At 70.8% G+C, this 15,855-nt stretch carries 20 protein-coding genes; 14 read left to right on the forward strand and 6 right to left on the reverse strand.

Translation table 11 applies throughout. From position 1 onward, the window contains the following. Positions 1–15 precede the first annotated feature (15 nt). The 4 genes from ABZ893_RS23315 (at position 16) to ABZ893_RS23330 (ending at position 2,821) form a co-directional block, all read left to right on the forward strand. The gene (locus ABZ893_RS23315) at positions 16–741 is read left to right on the forward strand and encodes a DinB family protein (RefSeq protein ID WP_361406919.1); all 726 of its coding nucleotides are present in this window, start codon (positions 16–18) and stop codon (positions 739–741) included. An 86-nt stretch (positions 742–827) separates the two neighbouring features. Next, positions 828–1,301, forward strand: coding sequence for a carboxymuconolactone decarboxylase family protein (locus ABZ893_RS23320; RefSeq protein ID WP_361406921.1), 474 nt, complete (start codon positions 828–830; stop codon positions 1,299–1,301). Between the two features lie 95 nt (positions 1,302–1,396). Further along, positions 1,397–2,284: an MBL fold metallo-hydrolase gene (locus tag ABZ893_RS23325; protein ID WP_361406923.1), complete on the forward strand. Its 888-nt coding sequence runs from the start codon at positions 1,397–1,399 to the stop codon at positions 2,282–2,284. 69 nt (positions 2,285–2,353) lie between these two features. Continuing rightward, positions 2,354–2,821, forward strand: coding sequence for a DUF3592 domain-containing protein (locus tag ABZ893_RS23330; RefSeq protein WP_361406925.1), 468 nt, complete (start codon positions 2,354–2,356; stop codon positions 2,819–2,821). 55 nt (positions 2,822–2,876) lie between these two features. On the opposite strand, the gene ABZ893_RS23335 is transcribed toward ABZ893_RS23330, so the two are convergent. Next, the gene (locus ABZ893_RS23335; RefSeq protein WP_361406927.1) at positions 2,877–3,227 is read right to left on the reverse strand and encodes a zinc ribbon domain-containing protein YjdM; all 351 of its coding nucleotides are present in this window, start codon (positions 3,225–3,227) and stop codon (positions 2,877–2,879) included. A gap of 111 nt (positions 3,228–3,338) precedes the next feature. Between ABZ893_RS23335 and ABZ893_RS23340 the strand changes: the two genes are divergently transcribed. From ABZ893_RS23340 to ABZ893_RS23360, 5 genes are all read left to right on the forward strand, one after another. Then, the gene (locus ABZ893_RS23340) at positions 3,339–3,695 is read left to right on the forward strand and encodes a metalloregulator ArsR/SmtB family transcription factor (protein WP_361406929.1); all 357 of its coding nucleotides are present in this window, start codon (positions 3,339–3,341) and stop codon (positions 3,693–3,695) included. Positions 3,696–3,743: 48 nt separating this feature from the next. Continuing rightward, the gene (locus ABZ893_RS23345; RefSeq protein ID WP_361406930.1) at positions 3,744–4,262 is read left to right on the forward strand and encodes a pyridoxamine 5'-phosphate oxidase family protein; all 519 of its coding nucleotides are present in this window, start codon (positions 3,744–3,746) and stop codon (positions 4,260–4,262) included. After that, positions 4,259–4,684, forward strand: coding sequence for an ATP-binding protein (locus tag ABZ893_RS23350; RefSeq protein WP_361406932.1), 426 nt, complete (start codon positions 4,259–4,261; stop codon positions 4,682–4,684). The genes ABZ893_RS23345 and ABZ893_RS23350 overlap by 4 nt, the downstream gene beginning before the upstream one ends. Before the next feature lie 34 nt (positions 4,685–4,718). Beyond that, entirely contained in the window at positions 4,719–5,120 is a 402-nt protein-coding gene (locus tag ABZ893_RS23355) for an anti-sigma factor antagonist (RefSeq protein WP_361406934.1), read from the forward strand. Positions 5,121–5,332: 212 nt separating this feature from the next. Then, the gene (locus ABZ893_RS23360; protein WP_361406936.1) at positions 5,333–5,683 is read left to right on the forward strand and encodes a metalloregulator ArsR/SmtB family transcription factor; all 351 of its coding nucleotides are present in this window, start codon (positions 5,333–5,335) and stop codon (positions 5,681–5,683) included. A 79-nt stretch (positions 5,684–5,762) separates the two neighbouring features. On the opposite strand, the gene ABZ893_RS23365 is transcribed toward ABZ893_RS23360, so the two are convergent. After that, positions 5,763–6,248, reverse strand: coding sequence for a nucleoside deaminase (locus ABZ893_RS23365; protein ID WP_361406938.1), 486 nt, complete (start codon positions 6,246–6,248; stop codon positions 5,763–5,765). A 232-nt stretch (positions 6,249–6,480) separates the two neighbouring features. On the opposite strand from ABZ893_RS23365, the gene ABZ893_RS23370 reads away from it, so the two are divergent. Both ABZ893_RS23370 and ABZ893_RS23375 read left to right on the forward strand, forming a co-directional pair. Continuing rightward, positions 6,481–6,999, forward strand: coding sequence for a hypothetical protein (locus tag ABZ893_RS23370; protein WP_361406940.1), 519 nt, complete (start codon positions 6,481–6,483; stop codon positions 6,997–6,999). Between the two features lie 135 nt (positions 7,000–7,134). Beyond that, a complete protein-coding gene (locus tag ABZ893_RS23375) occupies positions 7,135–7,578 on the forward strand; it encodes a DUF6299 family protein (RefSeq protein ID WP_361406942.1) in 444 nt (147 codons plus the stop codon). Between the two features lie 83 nt (positions 7,579–7,661). Here the strand turns inward: ABZ893_RS23375 and ABZ893_RS23380 are convergent, their stop codons facing one another. The 3 genes from ABZ893_RS23380 to ABZ893_RS23390 form a co-directional block, all read right to left on the reverse strand. Beyond that, positions 7,662–9,329 (reverse strand): multicopper oxidase family protein, encoded by a 1,668-nt coding sequence (locus tag ABZ893_RS23380; protein WP_361406944.1) that lies wholly within the window; start codon positions 9,327–9,329, stop codon positions 7,662–7,664. Further along, positions 9,322–9,708 (reverse strand): hypothetical protein, encoded by a 387-nt coding sequence (locus ABZ893_RS23385; protein WP_361406945.1) that lies wholly within the window; start codon positions 9,706–9,708, stop codon positions 9,322–9,324. Before ABZ893_RS23385 ends, ABZ893_RS23380 begins: the two co-directional genes overlap by 8 nt. A gap of 219 nt (positions 9,709–9,927) precedes the next feature. Further along, positions 9,928–10,335, reverse strand: a complete 408-nt coding sequence (locus ABZ893_RS23390; RefSeq protein WP_361406947.1) for a hypothetical protein — start codon at positions 10,333–10,335, stop codon at positions 9,928–9,930. A gap of 145 nt (positions 10,336–10,480) precedes the next feature. Here ABZ893_RS23390 and ABZ893_RS23395 point away from each other — a divergent pair, with 145 nt between their 5' ends. Both ABZ893_RS23395 and ABZ893_RS23400 read left to right on the forward strand, forming a co-directional pair. Beyond that, the gene (locus ABZ893_RS23395) at positions 10,481–11,089 is read left to right on the forward strand and encodes a TetR family transcriptional regulator (protein WP_361406949.1); all 609 of its coding nucleotides are present in this window, start codon (positions 10,481–10,483) and stop codon (positions 11,087–11,089) included. A gap of 27 nt (positions 11,090–11,116) precedes the next feature. Then, entirely contained in the window at positions 11,117–12,757 is a 1,641-nt protein-coding gene (locus ABZ893_RS23400; protein WP_361406951.1) for an acyl-CoA dehydrogenase family protein, read from the forward strand. 10 nt (positions 12,758–12,767) lie between these two features. Here the strand turns inward: ABZ893_RS23400 and ABZ893_RS23405 are convergent, their stop codons facing one another. Then, positions 12,768–14,018, reverse strand: a complete 1,251-nt coding sequence (locus tag ABZ893_RS23405; RefSeq protein WP_361407267.1) for a hypothetical protein — start codon at positions 14,016–14,018, stop codon at positions 12,768–12,770. A gap of 412 nt (positions 14,019–14,430) precedes the next feature. On the opposite strand from ABZ893_RS23405, the gene ABZ893_RS23410 reads away from it, so the two are divergent. Beyond that, positions 14,431–15,840 carry a chloride channel protein gene (locus ABZ893_RS23410; RefSeq protein ID WP_361406953.1) on the forward strand — a complete coding sequence of 470 codons (1,410 nt, stop codon included), beginning with the start codon at positions 14,431–14,433 and terminating at the stop codon, positions 15,838–15,840. The last annotated feature ends 15 nt before the right edge of the window (positions 15,841–15,855 follow it).

A 15,855-nucleotide genomic window follows, 5' to 3' on the forward strand; every position in this document is an offset into this window, starting at 1 on the left:
CCCTGGGAGTGAAGTATGGGCACGAGCGCGCGGACGGGCCGGTTGGGGCTGCTGCTCGATCAGTTCGACCAGGCCAGGGAGATGGCACAGGTGCGCCTGGAAGGCCTTGGGGACGAGGAGTTCCTGTGGGAGCCGGTGGCCGACTGCTGGTCGCTGCGGCGGCGGGGCGAGGCGGTGACGCCACGGGCGTTCGGGCCGGGGGAGTGGGTGCTCGACAAGGGTGCCCCCGACATCCCGGCGAGCGAGTACGCCGAGGTGGCCCGGCAAGCCGCCGCGGGCATGACCGTCGAGAAGATCGCCGAGGACTGGAGCGTGAGCGTCGAGCGCGTCCAGGAGGTCCTGGCGCACACCGGGCAGCCCGAGCCGGACAAGGTTCCGGTCACGACCATCGCGTGGCGCCTCGCGCACCTGCACTTCGACTTCGCCGGCCGCTGGGAGTGGACCTTCGGAGAACGGCGCCAGGACCCCAAGACCCTGGTCGACTTCACCCCCAGCGCGGGCCTGGCCCTCGAACGGTTCTGGGAGGTGATCGACCGCTGGCGCACCAGCGTGGGAGCCGTCACCGAGGAACAGCTCGACACGGTGGGCTTCTCGCAGTACCCCTACGGCTCCGACCCCGACGACCCGTACATCTCGGTACTGGCGGGCGCCAACCTCGAATTCATCCACCACATGGCCGAGATCGCCGTACTCCGAGACCTGTGGCGAGCCCGCTTCACCGGCCGCCCCGACGCTGAGTGACCCACGTCACACGTATCCCTGTCACATCTCGTAGAGCCGCCGCGTCAATGGTGTGTAACCGCCAGCCAACGGCATGGGAGCGCACCATGGAAGCTCGACTCAACCCCTTCACCAACCCGGTCCTGGGCAAGGTCTTCAAGCACATCAACGCCGCGGGCAAGGTGCTGGACGACTCGACGCTGCCCCACGCGACGCAGGAGCTGGTGAAGCTCCGGGCCAGCCAGATCAACGGCTGCAGCTTCTGCACCGACATGCACTTCAAGGACGCTGTGCACGCCGGGGAGTCCGCGGAGCGCCTCAACCTGGTCGCGGCCTGGCGTGAGGCCACGGTGTTCACCGAGGCTGAGCGCGCCGCCCTGGAGCTGACCGAGGAGGCGACCCGCATCGCCGACGCGGCCGGCGGTGTCCCGGACGAGGTGTGGGAGAAGGCCGCCAAGCACTACGACCAGGACCAGCTCGGCGCCCTCGTCGGCGTCATCGCCATCATCAACGCGTACAACCGGGCCAACGTCATGCTCCAGATCCCGGCGGGCGACTACCAGCCCGGCCAGTTCGGCTGACCGGACCCACCGGTGTGAACAGCGGGGCTCGGTACGATGACACCCCGCCGCCGGGGTCGTGGGCGGCACAGCCCCACTGACCGGCGAGGTGTGACGTGGCGTTCGCGTACGAGGAAGAGGAGTACGGCGGGGTCGTCGTGCTCGTCGGCGAGAAGCGGGGTGCCTACCCCTTCAGCAACTCGCTGCTCGTACGCGGCACCGACGCCACGATGGTCGTCGACCCGTCGTTGTCACTGGTCGACGCGGCGCCGCACGCGGACGTGGTCCTCGTCAGCCATGCGCACGAGGACCACGTCGCCGGGCTAGGGAGCTACGACGTTCCCGTCCACATCCACGAAGCGGACCTCGCCGGCCTCCGGTCGCGTGAGGTGATGGTCGGCGCGATCGACCTCGCGCCCGCCGACATCGGCGAGGCCGACCGCATGTTCAGGGACGAGTTCCACGTGCGGGACCGCCCGGACGCGACGGCGTTCACCGACGGCGCCGTCTTCGACCTCGGCGGACGTACCGTCACCGTCGTGCACCTGCCCGGCCACACCGCGGGCCACAGCGGCTTCCTGATCGAGCCGGACGGTTTCCTCTTCGTCGCGGACATCGACCTCACCGGCTTCGGCCCCTACTACGGCGATGTGGGCAGCAGCCTCGAGGACTTCGAGGAGTCCATGCGCCGCTGCCGCGACATCGACGCCCGCTGGTACGGCACGTCCCACCAGAAAGGTGTGATCGACGGAGGTGCGGAGTTCCGCGAGCGGCTCGACGGCTTCGCGGGTGTGGTGGAGCGGCGGGACGCGGCGCTTCTCGCGCTGCTCGACGAACCGCTGACCCTCGCGCAGATCGCCGAGCGCCGGCTGGTCTACCGGCCCCACGTCGAAGGCGCGCACGTGGACCCGGTCGAACGGCGGACGGCTCGACAGCATGTGGACCGGTTGATGCGTGCGGGGCTGGTCGCGGAGGTCGAGGCCGGCCGGTTCCGCGCGACGTAGCTGATGCGCGGCCGCCGAGCCGTCTGAGGTAGCGTCCCTCTGGTTTTTGGGTGAGTGAAGAGGGGCGTTGTGCGGGTTCAGGGGAACAGGCGGGCGGGCCGGCTGGCCACCATCGTGCTGATCGGAGTCGGGGCGGTGTTCCTCATCGTCGGGCTGTCCATGGCCGGAGTGTCGATCTCGTACCTGTCCGACGCCGAGCGGGCCCCCGGCAAGGTCGTGTCCCTGGAGTGGCGCCGCGACTACAGCAGCTCGCGCAGGCACGGGAGCGACGGGCCCATGGCGTATCCGGTGGTCCAATTCACCTCGGCGGACGGCAAGTTGCGCACGTTCCACAGCTCGATGGGTTCCAACCCGCCCGCGTACGACGTGGGTGAGCGCGTCGAGATGCTGTACCGCGCCGACTCCCCTCAGGACGCGAAGATCAGCGGGTTCTTCTCGCTGTGGCTGTTCCCGGTGATCTTCGGCGGGATCGGACTGCTGGTCACCGGGATCGGGACGGCGGTCGCGATCGTGACGCGGCGCCGCTCCCGGTCGTAGGGGCGGCGCGTTCGCGCGGCAGATCAAGCCTTCTGAGCCTCAAGTCTTCTGGGCCTCAGGCCTTCTTGACCACGCTCGACTTGAGCTGCATCGCGCCGAAGCCGTCCACCTTGCAGTCGATGTCGTGGCCGTCGACGGCGTCCTCGATGAGGCGGATGTTGCGCACCTTCGTACCCGCCTTGATGCCCGACGGGCTGCCCTTGACCTTGAGGGTCTTGACGACGGTCACGGTGTCGCCGTCCGTGAGCACGTTGCCCACCGAGTCCTTGACGACCCGCTTCACCGGTGCGCCGTCGGTGGCAGCGGCGGACCACTCGTGCCCGCACTCGGGGCAGACCAGCAGCGCGCCCATCTCGTAGGTGTAGGCGCTGGAGCACTGGGGGCACGGGGGAAGCGATTCAGTCACGCGGGGCAGTGTAGGTAACGACTAGCTGAATTGCGAAACTTTGCAATTCATTAGATGGTGTGCGGGTCGTGTCCGCGCCCGGCTGTGGCGTGCGGTCGGGGAGAGGTTCGCGTGTCGGTTCCGCTGTATCAGGCCAAGGCCGAGTTCTTCCGGATGCTCGGTCACCCCGTACGGATCCGGGTCCTTGAGCTGCTCCAGGAGGGTCCGACCCCGGTACGGGACCTGCTCGCCGCCATCGAGGTGGAGCCCGCCGCGCTGTCGCAACAGCTCGCGGTGCTGCGCCGCTCCGGCATCGTCAGCTCCCGACGCGAGGGCTCGACCGTGGTGTACGCGCTGGCCGGCGGGGACGTCGCCGACCTGATGAGGGCGGCCCGCCGGATCCTGACGGAGATGCTCGCCGGGCAGAACGAGCTGCTGTCGGAGCTTCAGGGGGCCGCGCCGCACGAGTCCGAGGTCGCCGCCCGATGAGCGGCAGCAAGGAACCAGTCCCATGAGCAGGAGCGAGGAACCAGCCCGATGAGCAACGCCTCCGACAACGCGCCGCGCATGGTCGAGGTCTCCGGCGCCGAAGCCCTGTGGCTCCTGGAAGGCAGCAGCGTCGGCCGCCTCGTGTACGTACAGAGGGAGCGTCCCGTGATCCGCCCAGCGCGTCACCTGTGGGGCACCGGCCGACTGATCGTCCGCGCGCCCGCCTCGGCCGGCGCGCTCCCGGCCGCCGTGTCGTACCAGGTCGACGAGGTGGACGCGACGACCGGGGAGGGCTGGACGGTCACCGCCACCGGCCCCGCCGACGCCGTCACCGACCCCCACGAGGCCGCCCACTACCGCCGCACGCTCCCCGGCTGGGCGCACGGCCCGCACGACACGGTGCTACGGCTGCGCCCCCAGACGGTCAGCGGATACCGCCTGACGAACGCGGCGAGCGTGATGAACGCGACGAACACGATGAACTCGACGAACGCGATGAACACGATGAACTCGACGAGCGTGACGGTCGCCGGGCGTGGGGCGACGAACGCGGGGGAGCGCCGATGATCACCTCCATCGAGGGACTGCCCCTGCGCCACGTGCTCACCGTTCCCGCCGTGGGCTCCGCGGTGCGCCTGGCGCGCGAGACCGCCGAGATGGTGCTCACGGAATGGGGTGTGAACCCGGGGCACCCCACCGTGGACCCGGCGCTGCTCGTCCTCAGTGAACTCGTCACCAACAGCGTCCGGCACGCCGTCGAGGAGTCCCCGACCGTCACAGTGGTCTTCGCGGGCGGCAGGGACTGTCTCGCGTTCGGCGTCCACGACCGCCACCCCTTCCGGCCGGCGCTGTCGGCGTCGATGATCGGACCGGACGCCGGCGGTCTCGGGACCGTCATGGAACTCACGCTCGGCCTGGGCGGCACCGCGGTCGTGCGTGGGGACGCCGACGGCCAGGGTAAGAGCATCTGGATCACGCTGCCCCTCTGAACAGGCGGGCCTCGTACGGAAGGTGACGATCACCATGACCATCGAATGGCGCTATCGCATCGAACCGGACTACGGCGTTCTCTCCGTCGCCGGACACCTCGGGCCGGAGGCAGCCCACCGTTTCAGCGGCGCGGTCGGCTGGGTGCTCGCCCGGGGCACCGGACCGGTCATCGTGGACCTGGGTGAACTGCGCGGCTGGTCGACGGAGGGACAGCTCGCCATCATCGCGGCGGCCCGTCGCCTGGCGGAGGGCGGACGCGCACTCGAACTGGCGGCCATCCCGCCCGACGGCTCACTCGTACCCGACAGCACCTGTCCGGCCATCCCTGTCCACTGCGACCTGGCCACCGCGCTCGCCGTGCACGCCGAGCGTGCGACCGACAGTACGGAGGGTGACGAGCCGCACGAGTGGCGCACCGGGGGCTGGCCCGACTGATCGCCGGTCCGGCGACCGACGACCGGGCCCATGTATGAGGCATTGCGAAAGTTGGCAATTACGAAGGTCATGAGTTCGGTGCCGACAGGCGAAGATGGCCTCATGGTGACGATTTCTTGGCGGCCGGGACGGGTACGGCAGCCGCGGTTCCGGGCGGGGTGGCAGGCGTACGTCGACGCGGGCTGCGGGAGCGGGCGCGGGAGGCGGGTCCGATGAGTACGCCGCTGTACCAACTCAAGGCCGAGTTCTTCAAGACGCTCGGGCACCCGGCGCGCATCCGGGTCCTGGAGCTGCTGAGCGAGCGTGAGCACGCGGTCGCCGAGATGCTGCCCGAGGTGGGCATCGAACCGGCCCACCTCTCGCAGCAGCTCGCGGTGCTGCGCCGGGCCAACCTCGTCGTGACCCGCAAGGAAGGCTCGAACGTCTACTACTCGCTGACCAGCCCGCACGTCGCCGAGCTGTTGCGCGTGGCGCGCACCATCCTGACCGGGGTCCTCAGCAGCCAGGCGGAACTCCTCGCCGACCTGCGGGTGACGGGGAGCGAGCCGAAGCGGCCGTCGTAGGCGCTCATCTCCAGATCGCCAAAGGGCTCCGCCGGGACGTGCCGCCCCCGCGGAGCCCTTGTCGTGTGAGGGGCCTGGCTCAGGCCCCCGCCGCCTTGTCCGCGAACCGGCGGTGCAGCGCCTTGATGGACGGCACCAGCTCGTCGACCGGTCCTTCGACCCGCACCGCCGGGGCGACCTCCTGGACGGGCAGGACGCTCACCGGTCCCTGCGGCAGGCCCCACTCGGACAGCCACTGGCTGAACTGCGCCGAGGACGCGACGTAGACGATGCGGCCGAGGCCGACCCAGGCGTGCGCGGCCGAGCACATCGGGCAGTGCTCGCCGGACGTGTACACGGTGGCGCCTTCGCGCTCTTCCGGGGTGAGGTTCTCGGCGGCCCAGCGGGCCAGGTCGAACTCGGGGTGGCGGGTCGAGTCGCCGCCCGAGACGCGGTTGCGGTCCTCCGCGCGGACCTTGCCTTCGGCGTCGACCAGCACCGACCCGAAGGGGTGGTCACCGGCGTCCAGGGCTTCCTCGGCCAGCTCCACGCACCGGCGCAGATACGCCAGTTCACGTTCTTCCATCACAGTCTCCTCCACGACGTGACCGGGCAGGGCGCTGGCCATGATGGCACAGGCACCCGGTCGTGACCTGCCCGAATCGCCTCCCGGTACGCGTCGCGTCACTGGTCGCACACAGGCCCCGACGTTCCCCCTGTGACATCCGTCGGCTGTTTCCGGCCGGATCGGGCGCGAGGGGTTCTTGCGTCGTCCGGGTTTACCTGACGGGCGTGGCGAAGTGGCATACGGTCAACGCATGGACGGGGAACAGTGGTTGGCGTCATGCCATCCGGATCCAGCGGCGGTGTACGGACAGTGGGACCGGCCACCGCATGTGGCCCGCCTGCCCACGGGGAACCACTTCGTCGCCCTGCGCCTCTTCCAGCCGCTCGGCCTGACCGTGCTGTGGGAACTCGGCGACCAGGCGGAGAAGGTGCCGGTACTGGAGGAGCACGCGCGCCCGCGCCCGTTCTTCTACCTCCTCATGCACCCCACCGTCGCCGACGGCTGGCCGTCCGAACCCGACGCCACCCTCCTCGCCGACGGTGACGAGTTCACCGCGCCCACGCCGCAGGCCGACGGCATCACCGGCGTACAACAGCACTCGTTCCTGTGGCGGGTGGCGCCCGACGGCAGCGGCCGCCTCGCCGACCCGGACGCCCTGCGCGAGGCGCTCCGCCTGGCCCGGGACTGCGACCGTCAGGCCGCCCGCATCCGGGCCGCCCGCTCGGTCTTCTACGGCGCCAAGCACACGAAGCACAACCGGCACACCTGAGGCGCGTCCCTGGCAGGGTTCTGGAGAGTCTGGCTGCGTGGAAGTGCGCGGACTCGCCGACGATGGGGTGACGGTCGGCGGCCGGACGAGGGTTGCCGGATATCAATGGAGGCCCCCCAACAAGGAGGTTCCCCCATGTCAGCTCGCCTTCGTCCGGCCCTCGGCGTCGCCGCCGGCGCCATCCTGCTCCTGCTCGCCGCCCCGGTCGCGGGCGCGGCGGGATCCGACCAGTCCGTCACGGTCGATCCGGTCGGTCACATCGCGGCGGACGGAACGGTGACGCTCTCCGGTACGTACAGCTGCACCGACAGTACGGGCCCGGTATTCGTCTCCTCCTCGGTCGGAGAGCAGGGGCAGGGCGGTGTGTCCGTGCGGCACGGCATCGGTGGCACCCACGCGGTGTGCGACGGCGCCGAGCACCGTTGGCAGAACACGGGCCAGGCCCCCACCGATTCGGTCAAGCCGGGCGCCGTTGAGGTCGAGGCCACGGTGATGGAGGTCCGCTCCCAGGGCGGTCTGCCGCTGCCGTACTTCCACGCGACGCAGCGCCAGGACGTGACGCTGGCCGCCCAGGGCTGAGTTCGCCTTTTATTGCGAAGGTGTTGAATTGCGGAGCCCCGCTCGGCGGCAGGGCTCCGCATTCCGTGTCGACCGGGGCGCGCTCAGGTGATTTCGAGGTTGGCCATCATGCCCATGTCCTCGTGTTCCGCGTTGTGGCAGTGGAAGAGGTAGCGGCCGCGGTACCCGTCGAAGCGGGTGATGATCTCCGCCGATTCGCCCGGTCGCAGCGAGAGGGTGTCCTTCAGCCCGGCATCGTGCGGCAGCGGGTCGCGCCCACCGCGTGACAGCACGCGGAACCCGACCAGATGGAGATGGATCGGGTGGTGGACGTCGGCCACGAACCGCCACACCTCCACCGCCCCCAGCCGCGTCCGGACGTCCGTGCGCGACGGGTCGAATGCCCGTCCGCCGATCACCCAGCCGCGACCGTGCTCCATCTCCCCGGCACGGAACGCGAAGTCCCGGACCGCGGTCGCCTCGGAGCGCCGCCAGACGGGCACGTCGGAAGCGAGCTTCGTGGGGATGTGGCTGTGGTCCCGAGCCCGGCGCGCGATACGGAAGGCCATGACTTCACGCGTGCGTCCGCTGCCGAGCCGGTTGATCAGACGCACCCGGCTGCCGGTCGGCAGACCCGCGAAGTCGACGACGACGTCATAGCGTTCGGCGGGCGCGACGGGGAGCGTGGTGTGGGTGACGGGTTCGCTCAACAGGCCCTGGTCGGAACCGATTTGGCGCAGATCGAGGATCCGCCCTTCGTCGGTGACGGCCTGGAACTCGTAGTGGCGGGCGTTGGAGGCGTTGAGCAACCGCAGGCGGTATCGGACGGCGTCGACCTCATGGACCGGCCACGGTGCGCCGTTCACCAGGATCACGTCACCGAGCACACCGGCGGCGTAGGAACCTTCCACCCCGGGCCGGTCGCGCAGGGTGGGGTCGAGGGACGGGTAGGTCAGGGAGCCGTCGGCGGCGAACGCGCGGTCGGCGATCATCAGCGGTACTTCGTGGTCGCCGCGCGGGAGGTCGAGGGCGTCCTCGGTCTCGTCGCGGATGATGTGCATCCCGGCCAGACCGCGCCAGATCGCCGGAGCGGTGAAGTCCATGCGGTGGTCGTGGTACCAGAGCATGGTGGCCCGCTGATCGAGCGGGAAGGTGTACGCGCGGGTCACCCGGCTGGTGACGGCACGGGGATCGGCCATGGTGTGCGCACCGGCGGTGCGCATGGCCATACGCATGTGTGCCTGGGCCTGCGCGTGTTGGTGATGGGCCGAGGGTGTGGGCCAGCCGTCGGGGAGGACGAGGTCGGTGGGGTAGCCGTCGGAGGCGGCGGGCGTGCGGCCGCCGTGCAGGTGCACCACCGTCGGCACCGGCAGTTCGTTGCGGTGAGTCACAGTGGCCGGCCGTCCGCGGCGGGACTCGATCGTCGGGCCGGGGAAGGTGCCGTTGTAGGCCCACAGTTTTGTGCGGGTCCCCGGCAGGATCTCCGCGGTCGTCTCGCGCTGGGTGATCTCGTAATGGTCCGTGCCGCCTGAGTTGTCCACGGGCTTGAGCACGGGTGGGATCGGCAGGGGCACGGTGTACGGCTCGGGCAGCGGAGCGGCGCTGTGCAACTGGTTGCCGGTGTGCGCCGGGTGGTTGGCCATGGCACCGGCCAGCGCGAGCCCGCCCGCCGTGGCGAGCCCCAGCGCACCGCCCAGCCCGAGCACATGCCGACGGCTCCACTCCATGCGGGCCCAGTCGTCACGACGGAACACGCGAGGCCGCTCAGCCATGGGACGCGTCCTGCCGGGGCTCGCCGGCGTCCTGAGCGTGCGGGGCTAGCTTTTCCGGGGATCGGTTCGGCAGCGGCCGTATCCAGACCGCGACGGCAAGCACGGTGAGGGAGGCGATGAGCATGACGCCGAGGGGGAGGTGCATCCACAGCAGACCGGCCGACCCCGCGACGTACTGTCCCGTCTCGGCCAGCAGGATCACCACCGAGACGACGGTCGGCCACTGGCGGCGCATCCGCCTCGACGCGGCGATGCCGACGGCGGCCTGCAACAACCCGAGGGTGTACACGAGGTTGGCGCCCTGCGCGTGCCAGTTGAGGCCGTCTATCTCCCCGCTGAGATACACGCCCGCGAAGACCGGCTGTCCGAAGGCCGCCACGGTGTGAACGGTCACCGTGCCCCGGAAGAGCCGACCGGTAACACCCGTGCGTCGCAGGGGAGTTGAAGGTCTTTCGTCGATAGTGGTCACGGGCTATACCGTCATGCCCCGCGCGGTGTCACGTCAAGGATTTATAGGGGTGCGCAACGCGTGGCGGTCGCGTGCCCGCAGCCGGTCCCACACGCTTCGGCGTCGACGCGTGTGTGGCGCTCGGTCAGGTCAGGTCCACCCATAAATCTTGCCGTGCACCTTCCCGCTCTCCTCCGCGTCGAACTCGAAGACACCCACCGTGCCGGTGAGTTCCGCGAAGGCGTCGGCCGTGGTCTCGTAGAAGATCGCTCCGCGCCAGTTCACGCCGCCGGACTCGTTGAAGTGGCCGACGCCCAGGCCGTGCCACGTCACGGACTCTCCCTCGTGCGTCATGCTGATGCCCTGGCCCTCGCCGAAGAGTGTTCCGTCGGGCCTGAGTATCGACTCGTAGGTGCCCACGTCGCTGACGGCCTTGTTCAGGAGCGTGCCCGCCGCCTGGAAGGACACCTCCATCGCGGGGTGCAGTGTGCCGTCGGTCGGCACGACCCGCATCCCGGTGGTCTGGCCCTGTTCCTCGCCGAGCAGATCGCCGAGCATGATCCGACTCCTCTCAGACCCCCCTCGAACGACTGATGTGCCCCTCGACCACCCCCTCTTTCCGGACTACGCCTCGCCATGAGGGACGTCAAACGGAGCACATCGGCCCATGGCGCGAAGCTCTGAATAGTGGTTCACTCCTTCCATGGCCTACCGCAAGTCCCCAGCCGAGATCAGCCGTCTCGACGCCGCGCGCGAGCGGCTCGTCGCCTGCGCCACCGAGGTCGTCGCGGAAGTGGGCTGGTCACAGGCGTCCGTCACCGCCGTCGCCGCCGCGGCGGGCATTGCGGCCGGCTCGGTCTACCAGCACTTCCCGTCCAAGGCCGCGCTCGCCGTCGAGGTGTTCCGGCGCGCGGCGGAACGCGAGGTTCAGGTGCTCGGGGAAGTGCTGCACGCGCCGGGCGACCCCGTCGAGCGCCTCGCCCGCGCCGTGGACGTCTTCGCCCGCCGCGCCCTGGAGAACCGCGGCCTCGCCTACGCCCTGCTCGCGGCCCCCGCCGAACCCGCGGTCGGCGCCGAACGACTCGACTTCCGCCGCCGCTACCGCGCCCTGTACGCCGAAGTGGTGCGCGAGGGCATGGCACTCGGCCGGCTGCCCGCACAGAACGCCGAGATCACCGCCGCCGTACTCACCGGAGCGATCGGCGAAGCCCTCGTCGACCCGCTCGGCGCCCCCGATGCCGACGCCACCGAGGAACTTCTCGCCGACCTCACCGCCGCCGCGTTGCGGTGCGCCGGCGCCCCGACCACCTGACCCGTACCCGCCCTCGAAGGAGGCACCATGTCCAGCAACCCCACGGCCGTGACCCACGAAGTGACCAACCAGGCACCGCCGTTGACCGGTCACGACGCGGCCGACGACCCGGTGCTGCTGGAGGGCGTACGCCGCGAGGGCGCCGCCTGGTGCCTCGACGACCTGCACCGCATAGGCCGCCGCGCCGCCGGCGAGGAGGTGCAGCGCTGGGCCGACGAGGCCAACCGGTACGAGCCCGTGCTCCGCACCCACGACCGCTACGGCAACCGCGTCGACGAGGTCGACTTCCACCCCTCCTACCACGCCCTCATGGACGTGGCGATCAGCGAAGGGCTCGGCGGCAGCGCCTGGGCCGACGAACGGCCGGGCGCACACGTCGCGCGCGCCGCCGGGTTCATGGTGTGGAGCGGCACCGAGGCCGGCCACGGCTGCCCCGTCTCCATGACGTACGCCGTCGTCCCCGCCCTGCGCCACGCCCCCGACCTCGCGAAGACGTACGAACCACTGCTGACCAGCAGGGTCTACGAACCCGGCCTGCGCACCCCCGCGGACAAGCCCGGACTGCTCGCCGGGATGGGCATGACGGAGAAGCAGGGCGGCACCGACGTCCGCGCCAACACCACCTCCGCCACCCCGCACACCGACGGCACCTGGCGGCTGCGCGGCCACAAGTGGTTCACCAGCGCGCCCATGAACGACCTGTTCCTGGTCCTTGCCCAGGCGCCCGGCGGCCTCTCCTGCTTCCTCGTGCCGCGCGTCCTGCCCGACGGCAGCCGCAACACCTTCCGCATCCAGCGCCTCAAGGACAAGCTCGGCAACCGCTCCAACGCGTCCAGCGAGCCCGAGTTCGACGACACCGTGGCCTGGCTCGTCGGCGCGGAGGGCAAGGGGGTCCGCACCATCATCGACATGGTCACGATGACGCGCCTCGACTGCGTCCTCGGCTCCGCCGCCGGTATCCGCGCCGCGCTCGCACAGGCCGCCCACCACGCCCGGTACCGCTCGGTGTTCGGCGCCAAGCTGATCGACCAGCCGCTCATGCGCAACGTACTGGGGGACCTGAGCGTCGAGTCCGAGGCGGCCACCACGCTCGCTCTGCGTCTGGCCGGCGCCGCCGACCGGGCCCAGCGCGGCGACACCGGCGAGCGCGCCTTCCTGCGCCTCGCCACCGCCGTCGGCAAGTACTGGGTGTGCAAGCGCCAGCCCGTCGCCGTCGCCGAAGCCCTGGAATGCCTCGGCGGCAACGGATACGACGAGGCATCAGGAATGCCGCGGCTCTACCGCGAAGCCCCCCTCAACGGCATCTGGGAGGGCTCCGGCAACGTCAACGCCCTCGACATGCTCCGCGCACTCGCGCGCGAACCCGAGTCCCTGGAGGCGTTCCGTACGGAGATCGAGGCCGCGGCGGGCGGCGACCGGCGGCTCGACGAGGCCTGGCAGGAACTCCAGGGCGAACTCGTGCTGACGGAGGACGCACCGCTGCGCGCCCGGCGCCTCATCGAGCGCGCCGCGCTCGTCCTCCAGGGATCGCTCCTGGTCCGGCACGCGCCCGCCGCCGTCGCGGACGCGTTCTGCGCCTCCCGTCTCGCCGGGGACCGGGGGCTCGCCTTCGGGACGCTCCCGCCGAGCACGGACTTCGCGGCGCTGCTGGCGCGCCTGCCCGTCTGACCGGGGGCGTTCAGGTCGCCGGCCGGGGCGTGTCCGTGCCCTTGGCCTCGCCGTCGCCGGCGGCCAGGAACTCCACGACGGCCATCACGAACAGCAGACACAGCGCGATTCCCAGGACCACCCAGGCGGTCGGGAAGGACCACAGCAGGAGCGCGACCAGCGCGCCGATCACGAGGATCCACACGATCCACGTGCGGTAGCGGCGGATGAAGGGACCCACCGGGCCGGTACGCATACCCGCCCGGTCGGCCGTCGCCCGGGTGGCCCCGATACCCGAGGTCCACAGCCCGCGCACCACCGCCGCGTGGCGCCCACGGCCGGTGAGCCAGGCGCCCAGCGCGATCACGATGCCCAGCGCGATGACCATGCGGACCGTGGAGAACAGGAAGCGCGTGAGCGTGTCGTACACGGCGGAGGCCGCGTCCTGCGAGACGTTCGCGGGCAGCCGGTCGAGGTAGATCGCCCGGAAGATCCGCAGCCCGATGGCGAGCAGCCCGACGGCCACGGCGACGGCCAGCGCGCTGGTGACCACCGTTCTGCGCCTGCGCACGGCGACCAGGACACCGGCGACGACGAGGAGGATGGCGATGACGGGCAGCCAGTTCCCGAGGACCTGGAGCACCCGCACATACGTCTTGACCTGGCTGACCTTGTCCGAGGTGAAGAGCGTGAAGTCGGTGTGGACCGAGGGGATCTTGCTCGCGACGCTCATCCCGCTGTCCACGAGCCGCGTCTTCACCTGGTCCACGACCGGCCCCAGATCGAGGACGACGGTGTTGCCCTTGAGCTGGATGGCGCCACCACCCGACCCGGTCAGCGCCTTGTCGAGAGAGCTGTGGACCTTCCGGTTGGCATCGATCCAGATCGTCTTGAAGGCACTCGACTGGGTCACGGCGAGCGCCTTGTCGTGGACGAAGCTGCGGACGGCGCCCTCCAGCGAGTTGCCGAGCTTGCCGAGCGCCTTCTCCAGGCGGGGTTTGTCCGCGGGGGCGACGTCGACGAGCAGCGTCGACAGGTTGATATGGGACATGACCGCGTCGGTGGCACGGTTCGCGACGGCGTTCTGGACGGCCGAGTTCGAGGCGAGCGGGGCGACCGTGGAGACGTACCGGTCGGTGTTCCCGACCAGGTCGTTCGCCCATACCGCGACCACGGACAGCGGCGCGAGAATGCAGCCGATGACGATGAGCACGGCGGCCAGGAAGGAGCGGCCGCGGTGCCGCTGGGGCCGCGCGGCGTGCTTGGCCTCCAGCGTCGCCATCCGATCGCGCAGCTCCCGGATCTCGGCCTGATTCTCCGGGCGCCCGGGCTGCTCTTGAGGGCGCCCTGGATGGTCTTCCGGGCGTTCGGGCTGGTCCTGCGGCCGCTCGGCCCCGTTGCCGTCCGTCACCGTCGCCTCCTTATCGCGCCATCGCGCTGCCCTCAGGGGATCGTCCCCGTGGCACACCGGCAAGGCGAGGTCGTCCGTTCAAGTGACGTGCTACCAGGGGGCATTAAGGCGAACGGCCCATCGGGCCGAGCCGTATGCGCGTCAGCGGGAAATGCTTGAGCCCCGACCGCGGAGTGATCCAGCACATCACTGTCCGCACACGACCACGAATTCGCACGGCGACCCGACGCATTGGACAACTCGCCCGCCTGGATTCCCTTTCCGAAAAGGACGGCACGGCTGTGTGCACAGCAGCGAAGACCCCGTCGGGGACCCGTCCGGCCGCCCGGACCGGCCGCGTATGACGGCCGCCGAAGGACCGGCGCCCGCGAGCCCGGACGAGGAGGCGCAGGACGGCGCGCGCCAGGCCCTGCTCAGCCCGCGCTATCTCAAGCTCCTCCTCCTGTCCGTCCTGCTCGGCGTGCCGATCTCGCTGGCCTGCTTCTTCTTCATGGGGCTGCTGCACTGGCTGCAGAACGAGGTGTGGACCTCGCTCCCGAAGGCCGTCGGCTACAAGCAACCGCCGTGGTGGTGGCCACTGCCCGCGCTCGCCCTCGCGGGAGTGATCCTCGCGCCGATCGTCAGCAGAGTGCCGGGCCGTGGCGGGCACGTGCCGGTGAACGGACTCGGCGGCGCGCCCGTCGGCCCCCGCGAACTGCCGGGAGCTGTCGTAGCGGCGCTCGCGACCCTGCCGCTGGGCGTCGTCCTCGGACCGGAGGCCCCCCTCATGGCCCTCGGCAGCGGGCTCGCGCTGTTCGCCATGCGCGGGATGACGCACGGGAAGAGCCCGGCCGACCCCCAGGCGGTCGCGCTCGTCGCGACCGCCGGTTCCACGGCCGCCATCTCCACCATCCTCGGCGGGCCGATCGTCGCGGCCATCCTCGTCGCCGAGGCGGCCGGCCTCGCCGGCGCGCGCCTCGTCGTGCTCCTCATGCCCTGCTTCGTCGCGAGCGCCACCGGGGCGGTGGTCTTCACCGGGTTCGGCGAATGGACGGGGCTCTCCATCGGCGGACTCTCCCTGCCCACGGTTCCGCCCGACGTCGACCCCGACGCCGGCGACTTCCTGTGGGGCATCCCGCTCGCCGTGCTCATCGCCGCCGGCGTCGCCCTGACCCGAGGCCTCGGACGGGTGACGCACCGCTGGACGACCGCTCGTCTCACCGCGCCCCGCACGATCGCCTGCGCCCTGGCCGTGGGCGTCCTCATCACCGCGTACGCCCTGATCACCGGGCGCTCGCCCGAGGAGGCCGCGCTCTCCGGGCAGGTGACGCTCGCCCAGCTCGCCGCGCAGCCCGGCGCGTGGTCCGTGGGGGCGCTGCTCGCCCTGGTCGTCTGCAAGGGCCTGGCCTGGGGCATCTGCCTCGGCAGCCTGCGGGGCGGCCCCATCTTCCCGTCCCTGATGCTCGGCGCCGCCGCGGCCCTCGCCTGCGCCGGGCTGCCCGGCTTCGGCGCGACGCCGGCCCTCGCCCTCGGCATGTGCGCCGCGGTGACGGCAGTGCTCGGGCTGCCGCTGTCCGCGTCGGTGCTGACGGTGCTGCTGATGGGACCGGACGCGCACGACCAGATGCCGCTCATCATGATCGCCGCGGTGGTCGCGCATCTGACGGTGCTGCTGGTGAACCGGTGGCGCGGGGCGAGTCCGCGTAAGGAATGACGCTCACACCAGGTT

This window comes from Streptomyces sp. NPDC046821 (assembly GCF_040645335.1).
Taxonomy (GTDB): Bacteria; Actinomycetota; Actinomycetes; order Streptomycetales; family Streptomycetaceae; genus Streptomyces.

Bases quoted from the DNA above. Each gene is read 5' to 3' on its own strand.
- ABZ893_RS23315 (WP_361406919.1), top strand. From the start codon at position 16: ATGGGCACGAGCGCGCGGACGGGCCGGTTGGGGCTGCTGCTCGATCAG.
- ABZ893_RS23320 (WP_361406921.1), top strand. From the start codon at position 828: ATGGAAGCTCGACTCAACCCCTTCACCAACCCGGTCCTGGGCAAGGTC.
- ABZ893_RS23345 (WP_361406930.1), top strand. From the start codon at position 3,744: ATGAGCAACGCCTCCGACAACGCGCCGCGCATGGTCGAGGTCTCCGGC.
- ABZ893_RS23350 (WP_361406932.1), top strand. From the start codon at position 4,259: ATGATCACCTCCATCGAGGGACTGCCCCTGCGCCACGTGCTCACCGTT.
- ABZ893_RS23355 (WP_361406934.1), top strand. From the start codon at position 4,719: ATGACCATCGAATGGCGCTATCGCATCGAACCGGACTACGGCGTTCTC.
- ABZ893_RS23360 (WP_361406936.1), top strand. From the start codon at position 5,333: ATGAGTACGCCGCTGTACCAACTCAAGGCCGAGTTCTTCAAGACGCTC.
- ABZ893_RS23365 (WP_361406938.1), bottom strand. From the start codon at position 6,248: ATGGAAGAACGTGAACTGGCGTATCTGCGCCGGTGCGTGGAGCTGGCC.
- ABZ893_RS23370 (WP_361406940.1), top strand. From the start codon at position 6,481: ATGGACGGGGAACAGTGGTTGGCGTCATGCCATCCGGATCCAGCGGCG.
- ABZ893_RS23375 (WP_361406942.1), top strand. From the start codon at position 7,135: ATGTCAGCTCGCCTTCGTCCGGCCCTCGGCGTCGCCGCCGGCGCCATC.
- ABZ893_RS23380 (WP_361406944.1), bottom strand. From the start codon at position 9,329: ATGGCTGAGCGGCCTCGCGTGTTCCGTCGTGACGACTGGGCCCGCATG.
- ABZ893_RS23390 (WP_361406947.1), bottom strand. From the start codon at position 10,335: ATGCTCGGCGATCTGCTCGGCGAGGAACAGGGCCAGACCACCGGGATG.
- ABZ893_RS23395 (WP_361406949.1), top strand. From the start codon at position 10,481: ATGGCCTACCGCAAGTCCCCAGCCGAGATCAGCCGTCTCGACGCCGCG.
- ABZ893_RS23400 (WP_361406951.1), top strand. From the start codon at position 11,117: ATGTCCAGCAACCCCACGGCCGTGACCCACGAAGTGACCAACCAGGCA.
- ABZ893_RS23405 (WP_361407267.1), bottom strand. From the start codon at position 14,018: ATGGCGACGCTGGAGGCCAAGCACGCCGCGCGGCCCCAGCGGCACCGC.